The sequence below is a fragment of the Streptomyces sp. ISL-12 genome, assembly GCF_018614415.1.
In the GTDB taxonomy this organism is placed as follows: Bacteria; Actinomycetota; Actinomycetes; order Streptomycetales; family Streptomycetaceae; genus Streptomyces.
This window is the reverse complement of sequence record NZ_JAGGOO010000076.1, coordinates 21325-37070: the sequence shown is the minus strand read 5'-3', so window position 1 is coordinate 37070 and position 15746 is coordinate 21325. Positions and strand designations below refer to the sequence as shown.

The 15746-nt window shown below is 70.2% G+C and carries 13 protein-coding genes and 1 riboswitch; of the genes, 12 read left to right on the top strand and 1 reads right to left on the bottom strand.

Annotated features, from left to right (window positions below; genetic code table 11):
* Positions 1-126: 126 nt before the first annotated feature.
* The 10 genes from J7I94_RS21315 (at position 127) to J7I94_RS21270 (ending at position 10220) form a co-directional block, all read left to right on the top strand.
* A complete protein-coding gene (locus J7I94_RS21315; RefSeq protein WP_215168877.1) occupies positions 127-735 on the top strand; it encodes a CDP-alcohol phosphatidyltransferase family protein in 609 nt (202 codons plus the stop codon).
* A 116-nt stretch (positions 736-851) separates the two neighbouring features.
* On the top strand, positions 852-3347 hold the full coding sequence (locus J7I94_RS21310; RefSeq protein ID WP_215168875.1) for a mannose-1-phosphate guanyltransferase: 2496 nt from the start codon (positions 852-854) through the stop codon (positions 3345-3347).
* Between the two features lie 168 nt (positions 3348-3515).
* Positions 3516-4352 carry a DUF881 domain-containing protein gene (locus J7I94_RS21305; RefSeq protein ID WP_251075495.1) on the top strand — a complete coding sequence of 279 codons (837 nt, stop codon included), beginning with the start codon at positions 3516-3518 and terminating at the stop codon, positions 4350-4352.
* Positions 4349-4681 (top strand): small basic family protein, encoded by a 333-nt coding sequence (locus tag J7I94_RS21300; protein ID WP_003977440.1) that lies wholly within the window; start codon positions 4349-4351, stop codon positions 4679-4681. The genes J7I94_RS21305 and J7I94_RS21300 overlap by 4 nt, the downstream gene beginning before the upstream one ends.
* Before the next feature lie 5 nt (positions 4682-4686).
* Positions 4687-5535, top strand: coding sequence for a DUF881 domain-containing protein (locus tag J7I94_RS21295; RefSeq protein ID WP_215168871.1), 849 nt, complete (start codon positions 4687-4689; stop codon positions 5533-5535).
* Positions 5536-5596: 61 nt separating this feature from the next.
* Positions 5597-6532: an FHA domain-containing protein gene (locus J7I94_RS21290; RefSeq protein WP_215168868.1), complete on the top strand. Its 936-nt coding sequence runs from the start codon at positions 5597-5599 to the stop codon at positions 6530-6532.
* A 42-nt stretch (positions 6533-6574) separates the two neighbouring features.
* Positions 6575-7309, top strand: a complete 735-nt coding sequence (locus J7I94_RS21285; RefSeq protein WP_215168867.1) for a MerR family transcriptional regulator — start codon at positions 6575-6577, stop codon at positions 7307-7309.
* A 116-nt stretch (positions 7310-7425) separates the two neighbouring features.
* Complete coding sequence (locus J7I94_RS21280; RefSeq protein WP_188183535.1) at positions 7426-7899, top strand: bifunctional nuclease family protein; 474 nt, start codon at positions 7426-7428, stop codon at positions 7897-7899.
* A 160-nt stretch (positions 7900-8059) separates the two neighbouring features.
* Complete coding sequence (locus tag J7I94_RS21275) at positions 8060-8743, top strand: MerR family transcriptional regulator (RefSeq protein WP_215168865.1); 684 nt, start codon at positions 8060-8062, stop codon at positions 8741-8743.
* Between the two features lie 61 nt (positions 8744-8804).
* A complete protein-coding gene (locus tag J7I94_RS21270; RefSeq protein ID WP_215168863.1) occupies positions 8805-10220 on the top strand; it encodes a DNA polymerase IV in 1416 nt (471 codons plus the stop codon).
* 323 nt (positions 10221-10543) lie between these two features.
* Here the strand turns inward: J7I94_RS21270 and J7I94_RS21265 are convergent, their stop codons facing one another.
* Positions 10544-10918 carry a PRC-barrel domain-containing protein gene (locus J7I94_RS21265; protein WP_215168861.1) on the bottom strand — a complete coding sequence of 125 codons (375 nt, stop codon included), beginning with the start codon at positions 10916-10918 and terminating at the stop codon, positions 10544-10546.
* Between the two features lie 126 nt (positions 10919-11044).
* A riboswitch (glycine riboswitch) is annotated at positions 11045-11139 on the top strand.
* A gap of 180 nt (positions 11140-11319) precedes the next feature.
* Between J7I94_RS21265 and gcvP the strand changes: the two genes are divergently transcribed.
* The gene (gene gcvP, locus J7I94_RS21260) at positions 11320-14205 is read left to right on the top strand and encodes an aminomethyl-transferring glycine dehydrogenase (RefSeq protein WP_215168859.1); all 2886 of its coding nucleotides are present in this window, start codon (positions 11320-11322) and stop codon (positions 14203-14205) included.
* A gap of 244 nt (positions 14206-14449) precedes the next feature.
* Positions 14450-15742: an extracellular solute-binding protein gene (locus J7I94_RS21255; RefSeq protein ID WP_215168857.1), complete on the top strand. Its 1293-nt coding sequence runs from the start codon at positions 14450-14452 to the stop codon at positions 15740-15742.
* The last annotated feature ends 4 nt before the right edge of the window (positions 15743-15746 follow it).

Here is a 15746-nt window from a genome sequence, read left to right as displayed (position 1 = left end):
GTAGGACGCCGCCGAACAATTCTTAGAGCGCTGGCTCTTGGGCAGACTGCCCGAGGGTCAGCGCTTTTTTGCGTTGAGGTAAGGTCGGGGAGCATTGTTGGCTTATTTCATCCAGGAGGCCCCCGGGTGGAGGTCCAGGAGACCCGCGTCCAGACTGACCGGGTCCTCACCATCCCGAACATTCTCAGCATGGCCCGCCTCGTCGGCGTGCCCCTCTTCCTGTGGCTGATCCTCAGGCCCGAGTTCGGCGGCCCCAAGAGCGACGGCTGGGCGCTTCTGGTCCTGGCCCTCAGCGGAGTCAGCGACTACCTGGACGGCAAGCTAGCCCGGCGCTGGAACCAGATCAGCAGCCTCGGCCGGCTGCTGGATCCCGCGGCCGACCGGCTCTACATTCTGTCCACGCTGGTCGGGCTGACGTGGCGGGAGATCCTGCCGCTCTGGTTGACCGCTGTACTGCTGGCACGCGAGCTGGTTCTGCTGGTCATGGTGGGCATCCTCAGGCGCCACGGCTATCCGCCGCCGCAGGTGAACTTCCTGGGGAAGGCCGCGACGTTCAACTTGATGTACGCCTTCCCGCTGCTGCTGCTCAGTGACGGTAGTGGATGGGTCTCGTCACTCGCTGCTATTTTCGGATGGGCGTTCGCCGGATGGGGTACAACGCTGTATTGGTGGGCAGGAGTCCTCTACATGGTTCAGGTCCGCCGCTTGGTCCGCGCGGACACCATGGCCGATTGAACTCGCCCACTGTGCGGCCGTAACGGCCCGGATGGCCCGTGCTGGAAAAGTGCGGGACAATCAAGGCGGGTGAAGTCGGCCAAGACCGTCGTCTCTTAGAGGAGGACGCTTCCGACATGAAGGCCGTCGTGATGGCCGGAGGCGAAGGCACGCGCCTTCGTCCTATGACCTCGAGCATGCCCAAGCCGCTCCTGCCGGTGGCCAACCGGCCGATCATGGAGCACGTTCTGAGGCTGCTCAAAAGGCACGGGCTCAACGAGACCGTCGTCACCGTTCAGTTCCTGGCCTCCCTGGTCAAGAACTACTTCGGTGACGGTGAGGAGCTCGGAATGGAGCTCACCTATGCCAATGAGGAGAAGCCACTCGGTACCGCCGGAAGCGTCAAGAACGCTGAAGAGGCGTTGAAGGACGATGCCTTCCTCGTCATCTCCGGCGATGCGCTGACCGACTTCGACCTGACCGAGCTCGTCAATTTCCACAAGGAGAAGGGCGCGCTGGTCACTGTCTGTCTGACGCGGGTGCCGAATCCTCTTGAATTCGGTATCACCATCGTCGACGAGGACGGGAAGGTCGAGCGCTTCCTGGAGAAGCCGACCTGGGGGCAGGTCTTCTCGGACACCGTGAACACCGGCATCTACGTGATGGAGCCGGAGGTCTTCGACTATGTCGAGGCCGATGTGTCCGTCGACTGGTCCGGCGATGTCTTCCCGCAGCTGATGAAGGAAGGCAAGCCGATCTACGGCTATGTCGCCGAGGGGTACTGGGAGGACGTCGGCACCCACGAGAGCTATGTGAAGGCCCAGGCGGACGTCCTGGAGGGCAAGGTCGACGTCGACATCGACGGTTTCGAGCTGTCGCCCGGCGTGTGGGTGGCCGAGGGTGCCGAAGTGCACCCCGACGCCGTGCTCCGGGGGCCGCTGTACGTCGGTGACTACGCCAAGGTCGAGGCCGGTGCCGAGATCCGGGAACACACCGTCATCGGGTCCAACGTCGTAGTGAAGAGCGGGGCCTTCCTGCACAAGGCCGTCGTGCACGACAACGTGTACGTCGGTCCGCACAGCAATCTGCGTGGCTGTGTCGTCGGCAAGAACACCGACATCATGCGCGCCGCGCGGATCGAGGACGGCGCGGTCATCGGCGACGAGTGCCTGGTCGGTGAAGAATCGATCGTTCAGGGCAATGTGCGGGTCTATCCGTTCAAGACCGTCGAGGCCGGCGCGTTCGTCAACACCTCGGTCATCTGGGAGTCGCGGGGGCAGGCGCACCTGTTCGGTGCCAGAGGCGTGTCCGGCATTCTGAACGTAGAGATCACGCCGGAACTCGCCGTGCGGCTCGCCGGTGCCTACGCGACGACTCTCAAGAAGGGCTCCACCGTCACCACCGCCCGCGACCACTCGCGAGGCGCGCGTGCGCTCAAGCGCGCGGTCATCTCCGCGTTGCAGGCCAGCGCCATCGACGTACGGGACCTGGAGAACGTACCGCTGCCCGTGGCGCGGCAGCAGACCGCGCGGGGAAGCGCCGGCGGCATCATGATCCGTACGACGCCCGGGGTGCCGGACTCCGTCGACATCATGTTCTTCGACAGCCAGGGCGCCGACCTGTCGCAGGGCAGCCAGCGAAAGCTGGACCGGGTGTTCGCGCGGCAGGAGTACCGGCGGGCGTTCCCCGGGGAGATCGGTGACCTGCACTTCCCGGCCAGCGTCTTCGACTCGTACACCGGGTCGCTGTTGCGTAATGTCGACACGGCGGGGATCGCGGAGTCGGGGCTGAAGGTCGTCGTCGACGCCTCCAACGGAAGCGCCGGCCTGGTGCTGCCCAGTCTGCTGGGCAAGCTGGGTGTCGACTCGCTGACCATCAATCCCGGCCTCGACGAGTCCCGGCCGACCGAGTCGGCCGACATGCGGCGGTCCGGGCTGGTGCGGCTCGGGGAGATCGTGGCGTCCTCGCGGGCCGCGTTCGGGGTGCGGTTCGACCCGGTCGGTGAGCGGCTGTCGCTCGTCGACGAGAAGGGCCGGATCATCGAGGACGACCGGGCGCTGCTGGTGATGCTGGACCTGATCGCCGCCGAGCGGCGCAGCGGGCGGGTGGCGCTGCCGGTGACGACGACCCGGATCGCCGAGCAGGTGGCTGCGTACCACGGCACGCAGGTGGAGTGGACGACCACCTCGCCCGACGACCTCACGCGCGTAGGCGGTGAGGAAGGGACCATCTTCGGCGGTGACGGCAAGGGCGGGTTCATCGTCCCGGAGTTCAGCAGTGTCTACGACGGCACGGCGGCCTTCGTACGGCTGATCGGGCTGGTGGCGCGGACGCAGCTCACCCTGAGCCAGATCGACGCCCGGATCCCGAGGGCGCACGTCCTCAGGCGGGATCTGGCGACCCCGTGGGCCGTCAAGGGGCTCGTCATGCGGCGCGTCGTCGAGGAGGCGGGAGACCGCTCCGTGGACACCACCGACGGGGTGCGGGTCGTGGAGGCCGACGGGCGCTGGGTCATGGTGCTGCCCGACCCGGCCGAGGCGGTCACCCACCTGTGGGCCGAGGGTCCCGACGACGCCTCCGCGCAGGCGCTGCTCGACGAGTGGTCGGCGGTCGTGGACAGCGCGGGCCGGTAAAACACCGCAGTACGCGCGCGTGCCGGACAAGTGCCTCCAAGGGGGCCTGTCCGGCACGCCGGTGGGCCCGTTCGGAGGCAGGGGCGGCGGCGTGCGACGATGTGCGGCATGCCGCAGCAACCCCCCGTTCGGAGCACAGCTACGCGGCCCCCGCGCCCGGACGCGTCCATGTCGTTGCTCACCAACGTCATGGACCACAGCCTCGATGACGGTTACGCCGAGGCCGCGGCGCGCAAGCGGGCCGAGGGCAACGGCGGGCTGCCCAAGACGCTCAGGGCCAGGCTGGGCCTGGCCGCCGGGCTGGTGCTCGCCGCCCTGGTGGTGACCGTCGGAGCCGCCCAGGCGCGGGTCGCCGCGCCGGCCGCCGCCAAGGAGCGCGAGGAATTGATCGACCGCATCGACCAGGAGACCTCGGCGGCGGACGACCTGGAGGACGACGTCGACGCGCTGCGCGCGGACGTGAGCGCGCGCCAGCGCGTGGCGCTCCGGCACACCGGGGACGGCGAACGGGGCGAGCTGGTCGGGATCCTGTCCGGGGCCGTCGCCGTGCACGGGCCGGGGGTGAAACTCGTGGTGAACGACGCCAAGGACGCCTCCACGGGCGGTGGTGGTGAGCCGCGCGGGACCTCCGGGTTCTCCGACACCGGCCGGGTCCGCGACCGGGACCTGCAACGGGTCGTCAACGGGCTGTGGGCCTCGGGCGCCGAGGCGATCTCCATCAACGGGCAGCGGCTGACCGCGCTCTCCGCGATCAGGGCCGCGGGTGACGCGATACTGGTCGACAACAGGCCGCTGGTGCCTCCCTACACGGTGCTCGCCGTGGGGGACGGACAGCGGCTCGGCACCCGGTTCGGGAACAGCGCCGACGGGCTGTATCTGAACGCCCTGAAGGAGAACTACGGCATCCGGACCGGCATCTCCACGGAGGACGACCTCCGGCTGCCGGCCGCGCCGAGTGTGATCGTACGTACCGCACAACCGAAAACCGAGAAGGGCACATCGTGATCGCCGTACTGGGCCTCGTCGTGGGAGTCGTGGCCGGCCTGCTGGTCCGGCCGGAGGTTCCGGCCGCCGTCGAGCCGTATCTGCCGATCGCCGTGGTCGCGGCGCTGGACGCCGTGTTCGGTGGTCTGCGGGCCATGCTCGACGGCATCTTCGACGACAAGGTCTTCGTGGTGTCGTTCCTGTCGAACGTGGTCGTGGCCGCGCTGATCGTCTTCCTCGGCGACAAGTTGGGCGTCGGCGCCCAGCTGTCCACCGGTGTCGTGGTCGTCCTCGGCATCCGGATCTTCTCCAACGCCGCGGCGATCCGCCGGCACGTGTTCCGGGCGTGAGGCCGATGACCGCCGACGACGAGCAGCAGGGGAAGACCGGGAGCCGGCTCCGTGCCGAACTGCCGCAGGAAGTGGCGCCGGTCCCTGCGCCGAGCGCGGAGCAGGGACCGGCGGCTCGGCAGGAGCCCGGACTGACCGGGCGGCAGCGACTGGTGCAGGGGCTGTGGCCGCCGAGGGTGACCCGGGCTCAACTGATCGTCGCCCTGCTGCTGTTCGGCCTCGGTTTCGGCCTGGCCGTTCAGGTGGCGTCCAACAGCGACGGGGACAGCGCGCTGCGCGGCGCCCGGCAGGAAGATCTTGTCCGCATCCTCGATGAACTCGATGACCGTACGCAACGTCTTCAGGACGAGAAGCAGGGTCTCGAGGAGCAGCGCGACGAGCTGGAGAACAGCTCCGACCAAGCCGAGGAGGCCCGTAAGCAGACGATCGAGAAGGAGCGGCAACTCGGCGTCCTGGCGGGCACGGTGGCCGCGCAGGGGCCGGGCATCACGATGACGATCGCGGACACGAAGGGGACGGTCGAGGCGGACATGCTGCTCGACGCGATCCAGGAACTGCGCGCCGCCGGCGCGGAGGCGATCCAGGTCAACGGGGTACGGGTCGTCGCCGGTACCTATCTGACGGACTCCGGTGACGGAGTGAGCGTCGACGGGAACAAGATCGACGCGCCCTATCGTTTCAAGGTCATCGGCAAGCCGCAGGACCTCGAACCCGCGCTCAACATCCCTGGGGGAGTGGTGCAGACTCTGGAGAAGGAACAGGCCACCGCTACTGTTGAGCGGTCGAGCGAGATCGTCGTGGACGCCTTGCGAGCGGCGAAGCAGCCTGACTACGCTCGGTCGTCCTCCGAGTGAACCGGGGGCGCATGGGCGCTGTCCGGCGGGGGCATGAGGTTGCGGGGGGTCGGCGCACCGAATGGGTGGTGCGTGGTGGAAACTGTCTGGTGGAGACGGACGTTGTCAGGATGTCCGGGTCGGCCAGTACGTTCAGTCAGGGTTCGTCCTGCCCCACGGGCGGGTCTGTTTCGGTCAAGGGGAATCGCCCGTGAAGTTGTTTGCGAAGTTGTTCGGCAAGAGCGCGCGAGAGAGCGGCGAGAACGCGACCGCTCGCCATCGCGCGCAGCCCGACGCGGAGGGCCAGCGTCCGCTGTTCCGCGACCAGGTGGGTGGTCAGGGCGCGCCGTCTGTTGACCCTGCGCAGTCCGGCGGCATAGGTTTCGGGCAACCGTCGACCTCAAGTACGGGTTCAGGGTTCGGCCCCGGTCCGTACGCGTCCAACACCCCGGCGGGACAGCCGCCGCAGGAGGATCCGTCCATGTCGGCCCTGGTGTGTACGAGGTGCGGTAACCGCAACGCGGAGAACAGCCGCTTCTGCTCCAACTGCGGCGCGCCGCTGCGGGCCGGGGCACACCCGGAGCGTCCTTCGGAGACGACGTCCACGATCTCGATCTCCGGCCTGGAGGCCTACGACGCCGAGGTCACCGGGCAGACCCAGATGCCGACACTCTCCCCGGAGGCGCAGGCCGCCGTGGAGGCGCTGCCGCTGGGCTCGGCGCTGCTGGTCGTGCGCCGGGGTCCGAACTCGGGCAGCCGGTTCCTGCTGGACGGGGAGCTGACCACGGCCGGGCGGCACCCGCAGAGCGACATCTTCCTGGACGACGTGACCGTCTCCCGTCGGCACGTGGAGTTCCGCCGGCAGCAGGACGGGTCGTTCACGGTCGCCGACGTGGGCAGCCTCAACGGTACGTACGTCAACCGGGAGCGGATCGACGAGGTCGCCCTGTCCAACGGTGACGAGGTGCAGATCGGCAAGTACCGGCTGGTCTTCTACGCGAGCCAGCGGGGTTACTGAGCCGCCCCGGGCTCCGTCCGGGGAGATCCCCAGGGAAGGGCCATGCTGCGAACACCGAGCGGTGGTGCCGGTCACGGCACCACCGCCACGGATGGACTGATGAGCATCGGTGCGGTGCTGAACGTGCTGCGCGACGAGTTTCCCGACATCACGATCTCGAAGATCCGTTTCCTGGAATCGGAAGGGCTCGTGGAGCCGCGGCGGACGCCCGCCGGGTACCGCAAGTTCAGCGCCCGTGACGTCGAGCGGCTCGGGCACGTCCTGCGGATGCAGCGGGACCACTATCTGCCGCTCAAGGTGATCCGCGAGCACCTGGACGCCATGGAGCGCGGGGAGGCGGTGCCGCTCCCCACGCTGGGGCGGCAGCGCGACGGCGAGGCGGCGCCGGAGCCCTCCGCCGGGGCCGCGCCGGCCCGGATCGGGCGGGAGGAACTGCTCGCCGCCGCCGGGATAGAGGAACGGCAGCTCGACGAGTGGGAGGCGTACGGGCTGATCGCGCCGCTGCCCGACGGCGCCTATGACGCGGAGACGGTGACTGTGGCCACTCTCGTGGTGGAGCTGGGACGGTCCGGGATCGAACCGCGGCACCTGAGGGTGATGAAGGCCGCCGCCGACCGGGAGGCCGGGCTGGTCGACCAGGTGGTGGCCCCGCTCAAGCGCCACCGGAACCCGCAGACCAGGGCGCACGCGGAGGCCCGTACCAAGGAGCTGGCGGGGCTCGCGGTGAAGCTGCACGCGGCGCTGGTGCAGACCGCTCTCGGGGTGCGGCTGCCCTGAGGGGGCGCCCGGATCGGCCCGAGGAAGGGCCAGGACCGCCCTGTGGAGGACCCGGATCGGTCACCCGTTCCCGGCCCGACTACCCAAACGTCCCGGGCACGGCCTAGGGTTGCTGTGTGAACGAGCTCGATGTCGTAGGTGTCCGGGTCGAGATGCCCTCCAACCAACCGATCGTGCTGCTGCGTGAAGTGGGAGGAGACCGTTACCTCCCCATCTGGATCGGTCCCGGGGAGGCGACGGCGATCGCCTTCGCCCAGCAGGGCATGGCTCCCGCACGGCCGCTGACCCACGACCTGTTCAAGGACGTGCTGGAAGCCGTCGGCCAGGAGCTCACCGAAGTGCGCATCACCGACCTGCGGGAGGGCGTCTTCTACGCCGAGCTGGTCTTCGCCAGCGGGGTCGAGGTGAGCGCCCGGCCGTCCGACGCCATAGCGCTGGCGCTGCGCACCGGGACGCCGATCTTCGGCAGTGACACGGTGCTGGACGACGCCGGTATCGCGATCCCGGACGAGCAGGAGGACGAGGTGGAGAAGTTCCGCGAGTTCCTCGACCAGATTTCGCCGGAGGACTTCGGCAGCAGCAATCAGTGACAGCCGTCCGAAAAGGACATTCGGCTAGCCTTTCCCCACGAGGGGGCACGGCAAACCACTCTTAGGGTGATTATCACTCGGCGTGCCGAGTGTGGCGATCGTTGACGCACCCTTGGTGACTGCCTACCTTCGAGGAGGCAGGTCAAGGACGGAGGTCGGCGTGAGAAGCAGCGGCGACGGTACGGTGGGGCGTGCTCCGGCACGCGGTCTCGGGGCGAGCGCTCCGTACCCTCCCGAGGGTTCTCGGATTCGTCCGGGTGGAGGATGCCCGCAGCCCGGCGGTACGGCCGACCACGCCCCGCGGCGGCCCGCGGTGGTGCCGAGCGGCGAAGGGGCGGCGTCCATGGCGTCCGAGCAGATCGGTTACCGGGGGCCCACGGCCTGCGCGGCCGCCGGTATCACCTACCGGCAGCTCGACTACTGGGCCCGGACCGGACTCGTCGAACCGAGCGTGCGGCCGGCCCACGGGTCCGGGACGCAGCGTCTGTACAGCTTCCGTGACGTGGTCGTCCTGAAGATCGTCAAGAGGTTCCTCGACACCGGCGTGTCGCTGCAGAACATCCGGACCACCGTCCAGCACCTCAGGGAGAGCGGTTTTCGCGACCTGGAGCGGATGACGCTGATGAGCGACGGCGCCACGGTCTACGAGTGCACCTCGCCCGACGAGGTGCACGCCCTGCTCCAGGGCGGCCAGGGGATCTTCGGGATCGCCGTCGGCGTGGTGTGGCGGGACGTGGAGGGCGCCCTGTCGCAGCTGCACGGGGAACGGGTGGACACGGGCGAGACCCTCGTCGGCCACAATCCGGCGGACGAGCTGGCCCGGCGGCGCAACCGGGCGGTCTGACCCCACGCCGGGTGTACCGGGGGCGGGGCCGTTGTCAGTGGCGTAGGGCAGCATCGGAGATGTGAGAACCGCGCCCACGATCCTGCATCTCGACATGGACGCCTTCTACGCCTCGGTGGAGCAGGCGTCGAAGCCGAGCCTGCGCGGGAAAGCCGTCGTGGTGGGCGGGCTGGGGCCGCGCGGCGTGGTGGCGACGGCCTCCTACGAGGCCCGGGTCCACGGCGTCCACTCGGCGATGCCCATGGCGCAGGCCCGGCGGCTCGCGCCCAACGCCGCCTACCTCGTGCCGCGCTTCCAGCTCTACCGAGCGGTCAGCGAGCAGGTGATGGGGCTGCTGCGGGCGCTGTCGCCGCTGGTGGAGCCGCTGAGCCTGGACGAGGCGTTCGTGGACCTGGAGGCCGGCGGGGCCGCCTGGGACGCGGAGTCGGCGCGGCTGACCGGGGCACGGCTGCGGGCGGACATCCGGGCCGTCACCGGGCTCACGGGTTCGGTGGGGCTCGCCGCCTCCAAGATGCTCGCCAAGATCGCCTCCGAGGACGCCAAGCCCGACGGACTGGTGCTGATCGAGCCCGGCACCGAGCGGGACCTGCTCGCGCCGAAGTCCGTGCGGATCCTGCCCGGCGTGGGTCCGGCGACCGGCGACCACCTGCGGCGGGCCGGCATGACTACGGTCGGGGAGCTCGCCGAGGCGGGCGAGGACGAGCTGGTCCGGCTGCTGGGCAAGGCGCACGGACACGCGCTGTACGCGATGGCGCTGGCGCACGACGAGCGGCCCGTGGTGGCCGAGCGGGAGGCCAAGTCGGTGTCGGTGGAGGACACCTACGACGTGGACATCCATGACCGCACCCGGGTCGGTCTGGAGGTGCGGCGGCTGGCAGGCCGGTGTGTGCGGCGGCTGCGCGAGGCGGGGCTGTCCGGGCGCACCATCGTGCTGAAGGTGCGGCGCTATGACTTCTCCACCCTGACCCGGTCCGAGACGCTGCGGGGGCCCACGGACGACCCGGCGGTGGTCGCGGAGGCGGCGGCGCGGTTGCTGGAGGCCGTGGACACCACCGGCGGGGTGCGGCTGCTCGGCGTGGGGGTCACCGGGCTGGCCGACTACACGCAGGAGGACCTGTTCGCGCAGGCGGCCGGGGAGCGGGCGGGGGCGGAGGAGCCTCCTCAGCCGCCGGCGCCGGCCGAGGAGGCCGACCGGCGCGGGGCCGCCGAGCCGGACCACCCGCCCGCCGAGCGCCGCTGGCCGTCGGGGCACGACGTGCGGCACGCCGTGTACGGGCACGGGTGGGTGCAGGGCAGCGGTCTGGGGCGGGTCACGGTGCGGTTCGAGACGCCGCTGTCGACCCGGCCGGGGCGGGTGCGGACCTTCCGGACCGACGATCCGGAGCTGGAGCCGGCGGATCCGCTGCCGTTGGTGGAACGAAGACCCTCGGCCGCCGCCGGCCCGGTGGACGCGGTGGGGCCGGCCGGTGCGGGGTGACGGTCGGGCGTGGGCGCGGGTGGCCTCGCCGGCCGGTGCGCGAGGAGCGGGAAGAGCAGGAGGCGGTTGCCGTCGGCAGGGTCGGCGGCGCGCGCCGTGGACGCCGCCGAAGTGGTTGAGGTGCCGAGGCGGGTGGGCCGGACGCCCGCGAGGACGCCGATCGCGAAGTAACGGCGCCACTCGGCGTCGCTGATTCCAGCGCGGGGCCAGGCGGGTGCTCGACGTGGCCGTCGGGTGTGGGACGAGGGGGATGCGCGTACCCCCTGAGGACGCCGCCCCGTCCGGCGGCTCAGTGGTGACGGCCGCGCCCGTACCCGTACGCCTCAGGTCGTCTCCTCCTGGCCCGCCAGCTCGCCGAAGTCGCGGTCGGGCAGGGGGGACGGGGTGGCGATGTCGAGGCCGTAGTGGTGGTAGAGCTGGAGTTCCTGTTCCGGGGAGAGGTGGCGGCCGACGCCGAAGTCGGGGGCCTCCTTGATCAGCGCGCGGTCGAAGGGCACCCGCAGCGTGCCGTCGACCAGTTCGCTGGGCTCCAGGGGGACGAAGGCGTCCCGGCCGAAGAGGCCGGTGCGTATGGCCGCCCATTCGGGTACGCCGGTGGCGTCATCGAGGTAGACCTCGTCGACGGTGCCGATCCTCGTGCCGTTGCGGTCGAACGCCTTGCGGCCGATCAGGTTGCGCGGGTCGATGTCGGTACGCACGGGCCCTCCAGGTGGTCGCCAACCATCCGGTACATCATCCGTAAGCACTACAAAAGAGCACATTCGGATGCGCGGCCACTCGAAAGACCGTGCGTGGGCCTCGCTGGTAGGCTGGCGAGCGGCTGCTGACCCCGTGCGGGAGAGTCCTCCGGATACCTCGGAGGCGCCGAAGGAGCAAATCCTCCCCGGAATCTCTCAGGCCCACGTACCGCACGGACGAGGTCACTCTGGAAAGCAGGGCGGGTGTCGACGGCTTCCGCTCTCACCGACGGTGAAAGCCGGGACGGCCCGACAGGATCCCGGTGAAGCTCTCAGGTCGAGATGACAGAGGGGGAGGCCGTCGGGGCACCCGTGCCGTGGTGCCCCTCGCAGGTCGCGTCAGACCAGGAGGCCTCCGCACAATGACAGCCCACCGCACTCCGCTCTCCGAGCTCGAACAGGGAACGCCGTTCGAGCAGCGCCACATCGGTCCCGACCACGAGGCCCGGGCCAAGATGCTCGCCCAGGTCGGATACGGCTCGCTCGACGAGCTGACGGCCGCGGCCGTGCCGGACGTGATCAAGAGCGCCGGCGCACTCGACCTGCCCCGGGCGCGCACGGAGGCCGAGGTGCTGGCCGAACTGCGCTCGCTGGCCGACCGCAACCAGGTGCTCGACTCGATGATCGGGCTCGGGTACCACGGCACGTTCACGCCGCCCGTGATCCTGCGCAACGTCATGGAGAACCCGGCCTGGTACACCGCGTACACGCCGTACCAGCCGGAGATCTCGCAGGGGCGCCTGGAGGCGCTGCTCAACTTCCAGACGATGGTGGCCGAGCTGACCGGGCTGCCGACCTCCGGCGCCTCGCTGCTCGACGAGGGCACGGCCGCCGCCGAGGCGATGGCGCTGTCGCGGCGGATGGGGAAGAACAAGAAGGGGCTGTTCCTGGTCGACGCGGACGCGCTGCCGCAGACCATCGCCGTGATCCGGACGCGGGCCGAACCGACCGGCGTCGAGGTCGTCGTCGCCGACCTCGGCGAGGGCATCCCGGCGGAGGTCGCGGAGCGGGAGATCAACGGCGTACTGATCCAGTACCCGGGCGCCTCCGGTGCCGTACGCGACATCAAGCCGGTGATCGACCGGGCGCACGAACTGGGCGCGCTGGTCACCGTCGCCGCCGATCTGCTCGCGCTGACGCTGCTGAAGTCGCCCGGTGAGCTGGGCGCCGACATCGCGGTGGGCACGACCCAGCGGTTCGGGGTGCCGATGGGCTTCGGCGGGCCGCACGCCGGCTACATGGCGGTCCAGGAGAAGATGGCGCGCAGCCTGCCCGGGCGGCTGGTGGGCGTCTCCGTGGACGCCGACGGGAACCGGGCCTACCGGCTGGCGCTGCAGACCCGCGAGCAGCACATCCGCCGCGAGAAGGCCACCAGCAACATCTGCACCGCGCAGGTACTGCTCGCCGTCATGGCCGGGATGTACGCCGTGTACCACGGTCCCGAGGGGCTGCGCGGCATCGCCCGGCGCACCCACCGGTACGCCGCCGTCCTCGCCGCGGGGCTCGCGGCGAGCGGTGTCGGGATCGTCCACGGCGACTACTTCGACACGGTCATGGCGCGGGTGCCCGGGCGGGCCGCCGAGATCGTGGCCGCGGCCCGGCAGAACGGGGTCAACCTGCGGCTCGTCGACGCCGACCACGTCTCGATGGCCTGCGACGAGACGACCACGCGCGCGCAGATCGGCGGGGTGTGGAACGCGTTCGGGGCCGAGGGCGACATCGAGGCGCTGGACGCCGCGACCGGGGACGCGCTGCCCGAGGGGCTGCTGCGCTCCGACGAGTTCCTGACCCACCCCGTCTTCCACCAGCACCGTTCCGAGACCGCGATGCTGCGCTACCTGCGCCGGCTGGCCGACCGGGACTACGCGCTGGACCGCGGCATGATCCCGCTGGGCTCCTGCACCATGAAGCTCAACGCGACCACCGAGATGGAGCCGGTGACCTGGCCCGAGTTCGGGCAGCTGCACCCCTTCGCCCCCGCCGAGCAGGCACAGGGCTACCTCACGCTCATCCGGGAGCTGGAGGAGCGGCTGGCCGAGGTCACCGGGTACGACAAGGTCTCGCTCCAGCCCAACGCCGGGTCGCAGGGCGAGCTGGCCGGCCTGCTCGCCGTACGCGGATACCACCGCGCCAACGGTGACGAGCGGCGGACCGTCTGCCTGATCCCGTCCTCCGCGCACGGCACCAACGCCGCCAGCGCCGTCATGGCCGGGATGAAGGTCGTCGTCGTCAAGACCGCCGAGGACGGCGAGATCGACGTCGAGGACCTGCGGGCCAAGATCGAGCAGCACCGCGACGAGCTGGCGGTGCTGATGATCACCTACCCGTCCACGCACGGCGTCTTCGAGGCGCACGTCGCCGACATCTGCGCGGCCGTGCACGACGCGGGCGGCCAGGTGTACGTGGACGGCGCCAACCTCAACGCCCTGGTCGGCCTCGCCCGGCCGGGCCACTTCGGCGGCGACGTCTCCCACCTCAACCTGCACAAGACGTTCTGCATCCCGCACGGCGGCGGCGGTCCGGGGGTCGGCCCGGTGGGCGTACGGGAGCACCTCGCGCCGTACCTGCCCAACCACCCGCTCCAGCCCGCGGCGGGCCCGCAGACGGGCGTGGGGCCCATCTCGGCGGCTCCCTGGGGCTCGGCGGGCATCCTGCCCATCTCCTGGGCGTACGTCCGTCTGATGGGCGGCGAGGGGCTCAAGCGGGCCACGCAGGTGGCGGTGCTGTCCGCCAATTACGTCGCCAAGCGCCTGGAGCCGCACTACCCGGTGCTGTACACGGGGCCGGACGGGCTGGTCGCGCACGAGTGCGTCATCGACCTGCGCCCGCTGACCAAGGCGACCGGCGTGAGCGTCGACGACGTCGCCAAGCGGCTGATCGACTACGGTTTCCACGCGCCGACGATGTCGTTCCCGGTGGCCGGGACGCTGATGATCGAGCCGACCGAGTCCGAGGACCTGACCGAGCTGGACCGTTTCTGCGACGCGATGATCGCCATCCGGGCGGAGATCGAGAAGGTCGGCTCGGGCGAGTGGCCCGCGGACGACAACCCGCTGCGCAACGCCCCGCACACCGCCGCCGCGCTCGCGGGGGAGTGGGAGCACGCGTACGCCCGCGAGGAGGCCGTCTTCCCGGCCGGTGTGTCGGCCGCCGACAAGTACTGGCCGCCGGTGCGCCGTATCGACCAGGCCTTCGGTGACCGGAACCTGGTCTGCTCCTGCCCGCCGCTGGAGGCGTACGAGGACTGAGCAGGACACGCGAAGGGGCCCCGCCGACCGGCGGGGCCCCTTTCTGTTTCCGTCGTCACGCCGGGGAGCCGTAAAAGGTTCGCGACATGGGCCGAATGTTTCGTCTTCCTGGGTGGCTCGTCTTCGGCGAGGACAGATTCGTTGTGTACGAGGGGTTGCCACCGATTACGCGCGGTCCCTAGGGTGCGGCAGCAGCGCAGCTTTCTGGATTTCCTCCGAAACTTTCGCACTCAAGGAGCACATCATGGGCGACCCGGCACTGTCCCGCCGCGGGTTCCTGGCGGCCTCGGCCGCGGCCGGTCTTGGCATGACGGTACTGAGCGGCTGCGGCGGTGACTCGGACGAAGGGGCGTCCGGGACCACCACCATCGAGTGGTGGAACATCTCCACGACCCAGCCGACGAAGGACGTCTGGGCGGCCCTCGCCAAGAAGTTCGAGGCGCAGAACCCCAACGTCAAGATAAAGATCGTCCAGCTGGAGAACGACGCCTACAAGTCGAAGATGACGGCGCTCATCGCCTCCGGGAAGCTCCCGGACATCTTCCACACCTGGGGCGGCGGCGTCCTCAAGCAGCAGGTCGACGCGGGGCTCGTCGAGGACCTCACCGACCGCACCAAGGAGTGGTCCGACGGGATGCTCCCGGTCGCGAAGGAGCCGTACCTGATCGACGACAGGCTCTACGGCATCCCGTTCGACAGCGGCATGGTCGGGTTCTGGTACAACAAGGCGCTCTTCAAGAAGGCCGGCATCACCGCCCCGCCCGCCACCTGGAGCGGCTTCCTGGACGCCGTACGCGCGCTGAAGTCGGAGAACATCACGCCCATCGCCCTGGCCGGCAAGGAGAAGTGGCCCGGCATGTACTACTGGGCCTACCTCGCGATGCGCGTCGGCGGTGCCGAGGCCGTGCAGAAGGCCGCCGACGACAAGGACTTCACCGGGGCCGCGTTCGTCCAGGCCGGGCAGCACCTGAAGGAACTGGCCGGGCTCCAGCCGTTCCAGAAGGGTTTCCTCGGCGCCGCCTACTCCGCCCCCAACGGGCAGGCCGCCGCCGTCGGCAACGGCAAGGCGGCGATGGAGCTGATGGGCCAGTGGGCCCCGGTGGTGCAGGCGGACTCGGGCAAGGGGCTCGGGGACGACCTCGGTTTCTTCCCGTTCCCGGCCGTCGAGGGCGGCAAGGGCGCCCTCACCGAGGTGTTCGGCGGGGCCAACGGGCACGCCCTGCGCAGGGACGCCCCGCAGGCGGCCGTCGACTTCCTGAAGTTCTTCGCCTCCGAGGCCACCGACCGGGAACTGGTCACCAAGACCGGTGTCCTGCCCGTGGTCCCGGCCGCCGAGAGCGCGCTGACCGACGCGGACCTGAAGGCCGTACAGCAGCAGTTGAAGGGGGCCAGCGGCTTCCAGCTCTACCTCGACCAGGCCTACGCGCCCGCCGTCGGCCAGGAGGTCAACGACAGCGTCGCCGCGCTCATCGCCGGCTCCAAGTCCCCCGAGCAGGTCGCCGAGTCGATCACCAAGGTCGCGAAGGAAGAGCAGTAACCAC

Coding starts and splice junctions, on each gene's coding strand:
- J7I94_RS21310 (WP_215168875.1), top strand. CDS start 852: ATGAAGGCCGTCGTGATGGCCGGAGGCGAAGGCACGCGCCTTCGTCCT.
- J7I94_RS21305 (WP_251075495.1), top strand. CDS start 3,516: ATGTCGTTGCTCACCAACGTCATGGACCACAGCCTCGATGACGGTTAC.
- J7I94_RS21295 (WP_215168871.1), top strand. CDS start 4,687: ATGACCGCCGACGACGAGCAGCAGGGGAAGACCGGGAGCCGGCTCCGT.
- J7I94_RS21290 (WP_215168868.1), top strand. CDS start 5,597: ATGGGTGGTGCGTGGTGGAAACTGTCTGGTGGAGACGGACGTTGTCAG.
- J7I94_RS21285 (WP_215168867.1), top strand. CDS start 6,575: ATGCTGCGAACACCGAGCGGTGGTGCCGGTCACGGCACCACCGCCACG.
- gcvP (WP_215168859.1), top strand. CDS start 11,320: ATGACAGCCCACCGCACTCCGCTCTCCGAGCTCGAACAGGGAACGCCG.
- J7I94_RS21255 (WP_215168857.1), top strand. CDS start 14,450: ATGGGCGACCCGGCACTGTCCCGCCGCGGGTTCCTGGCGGCCTCGGCC.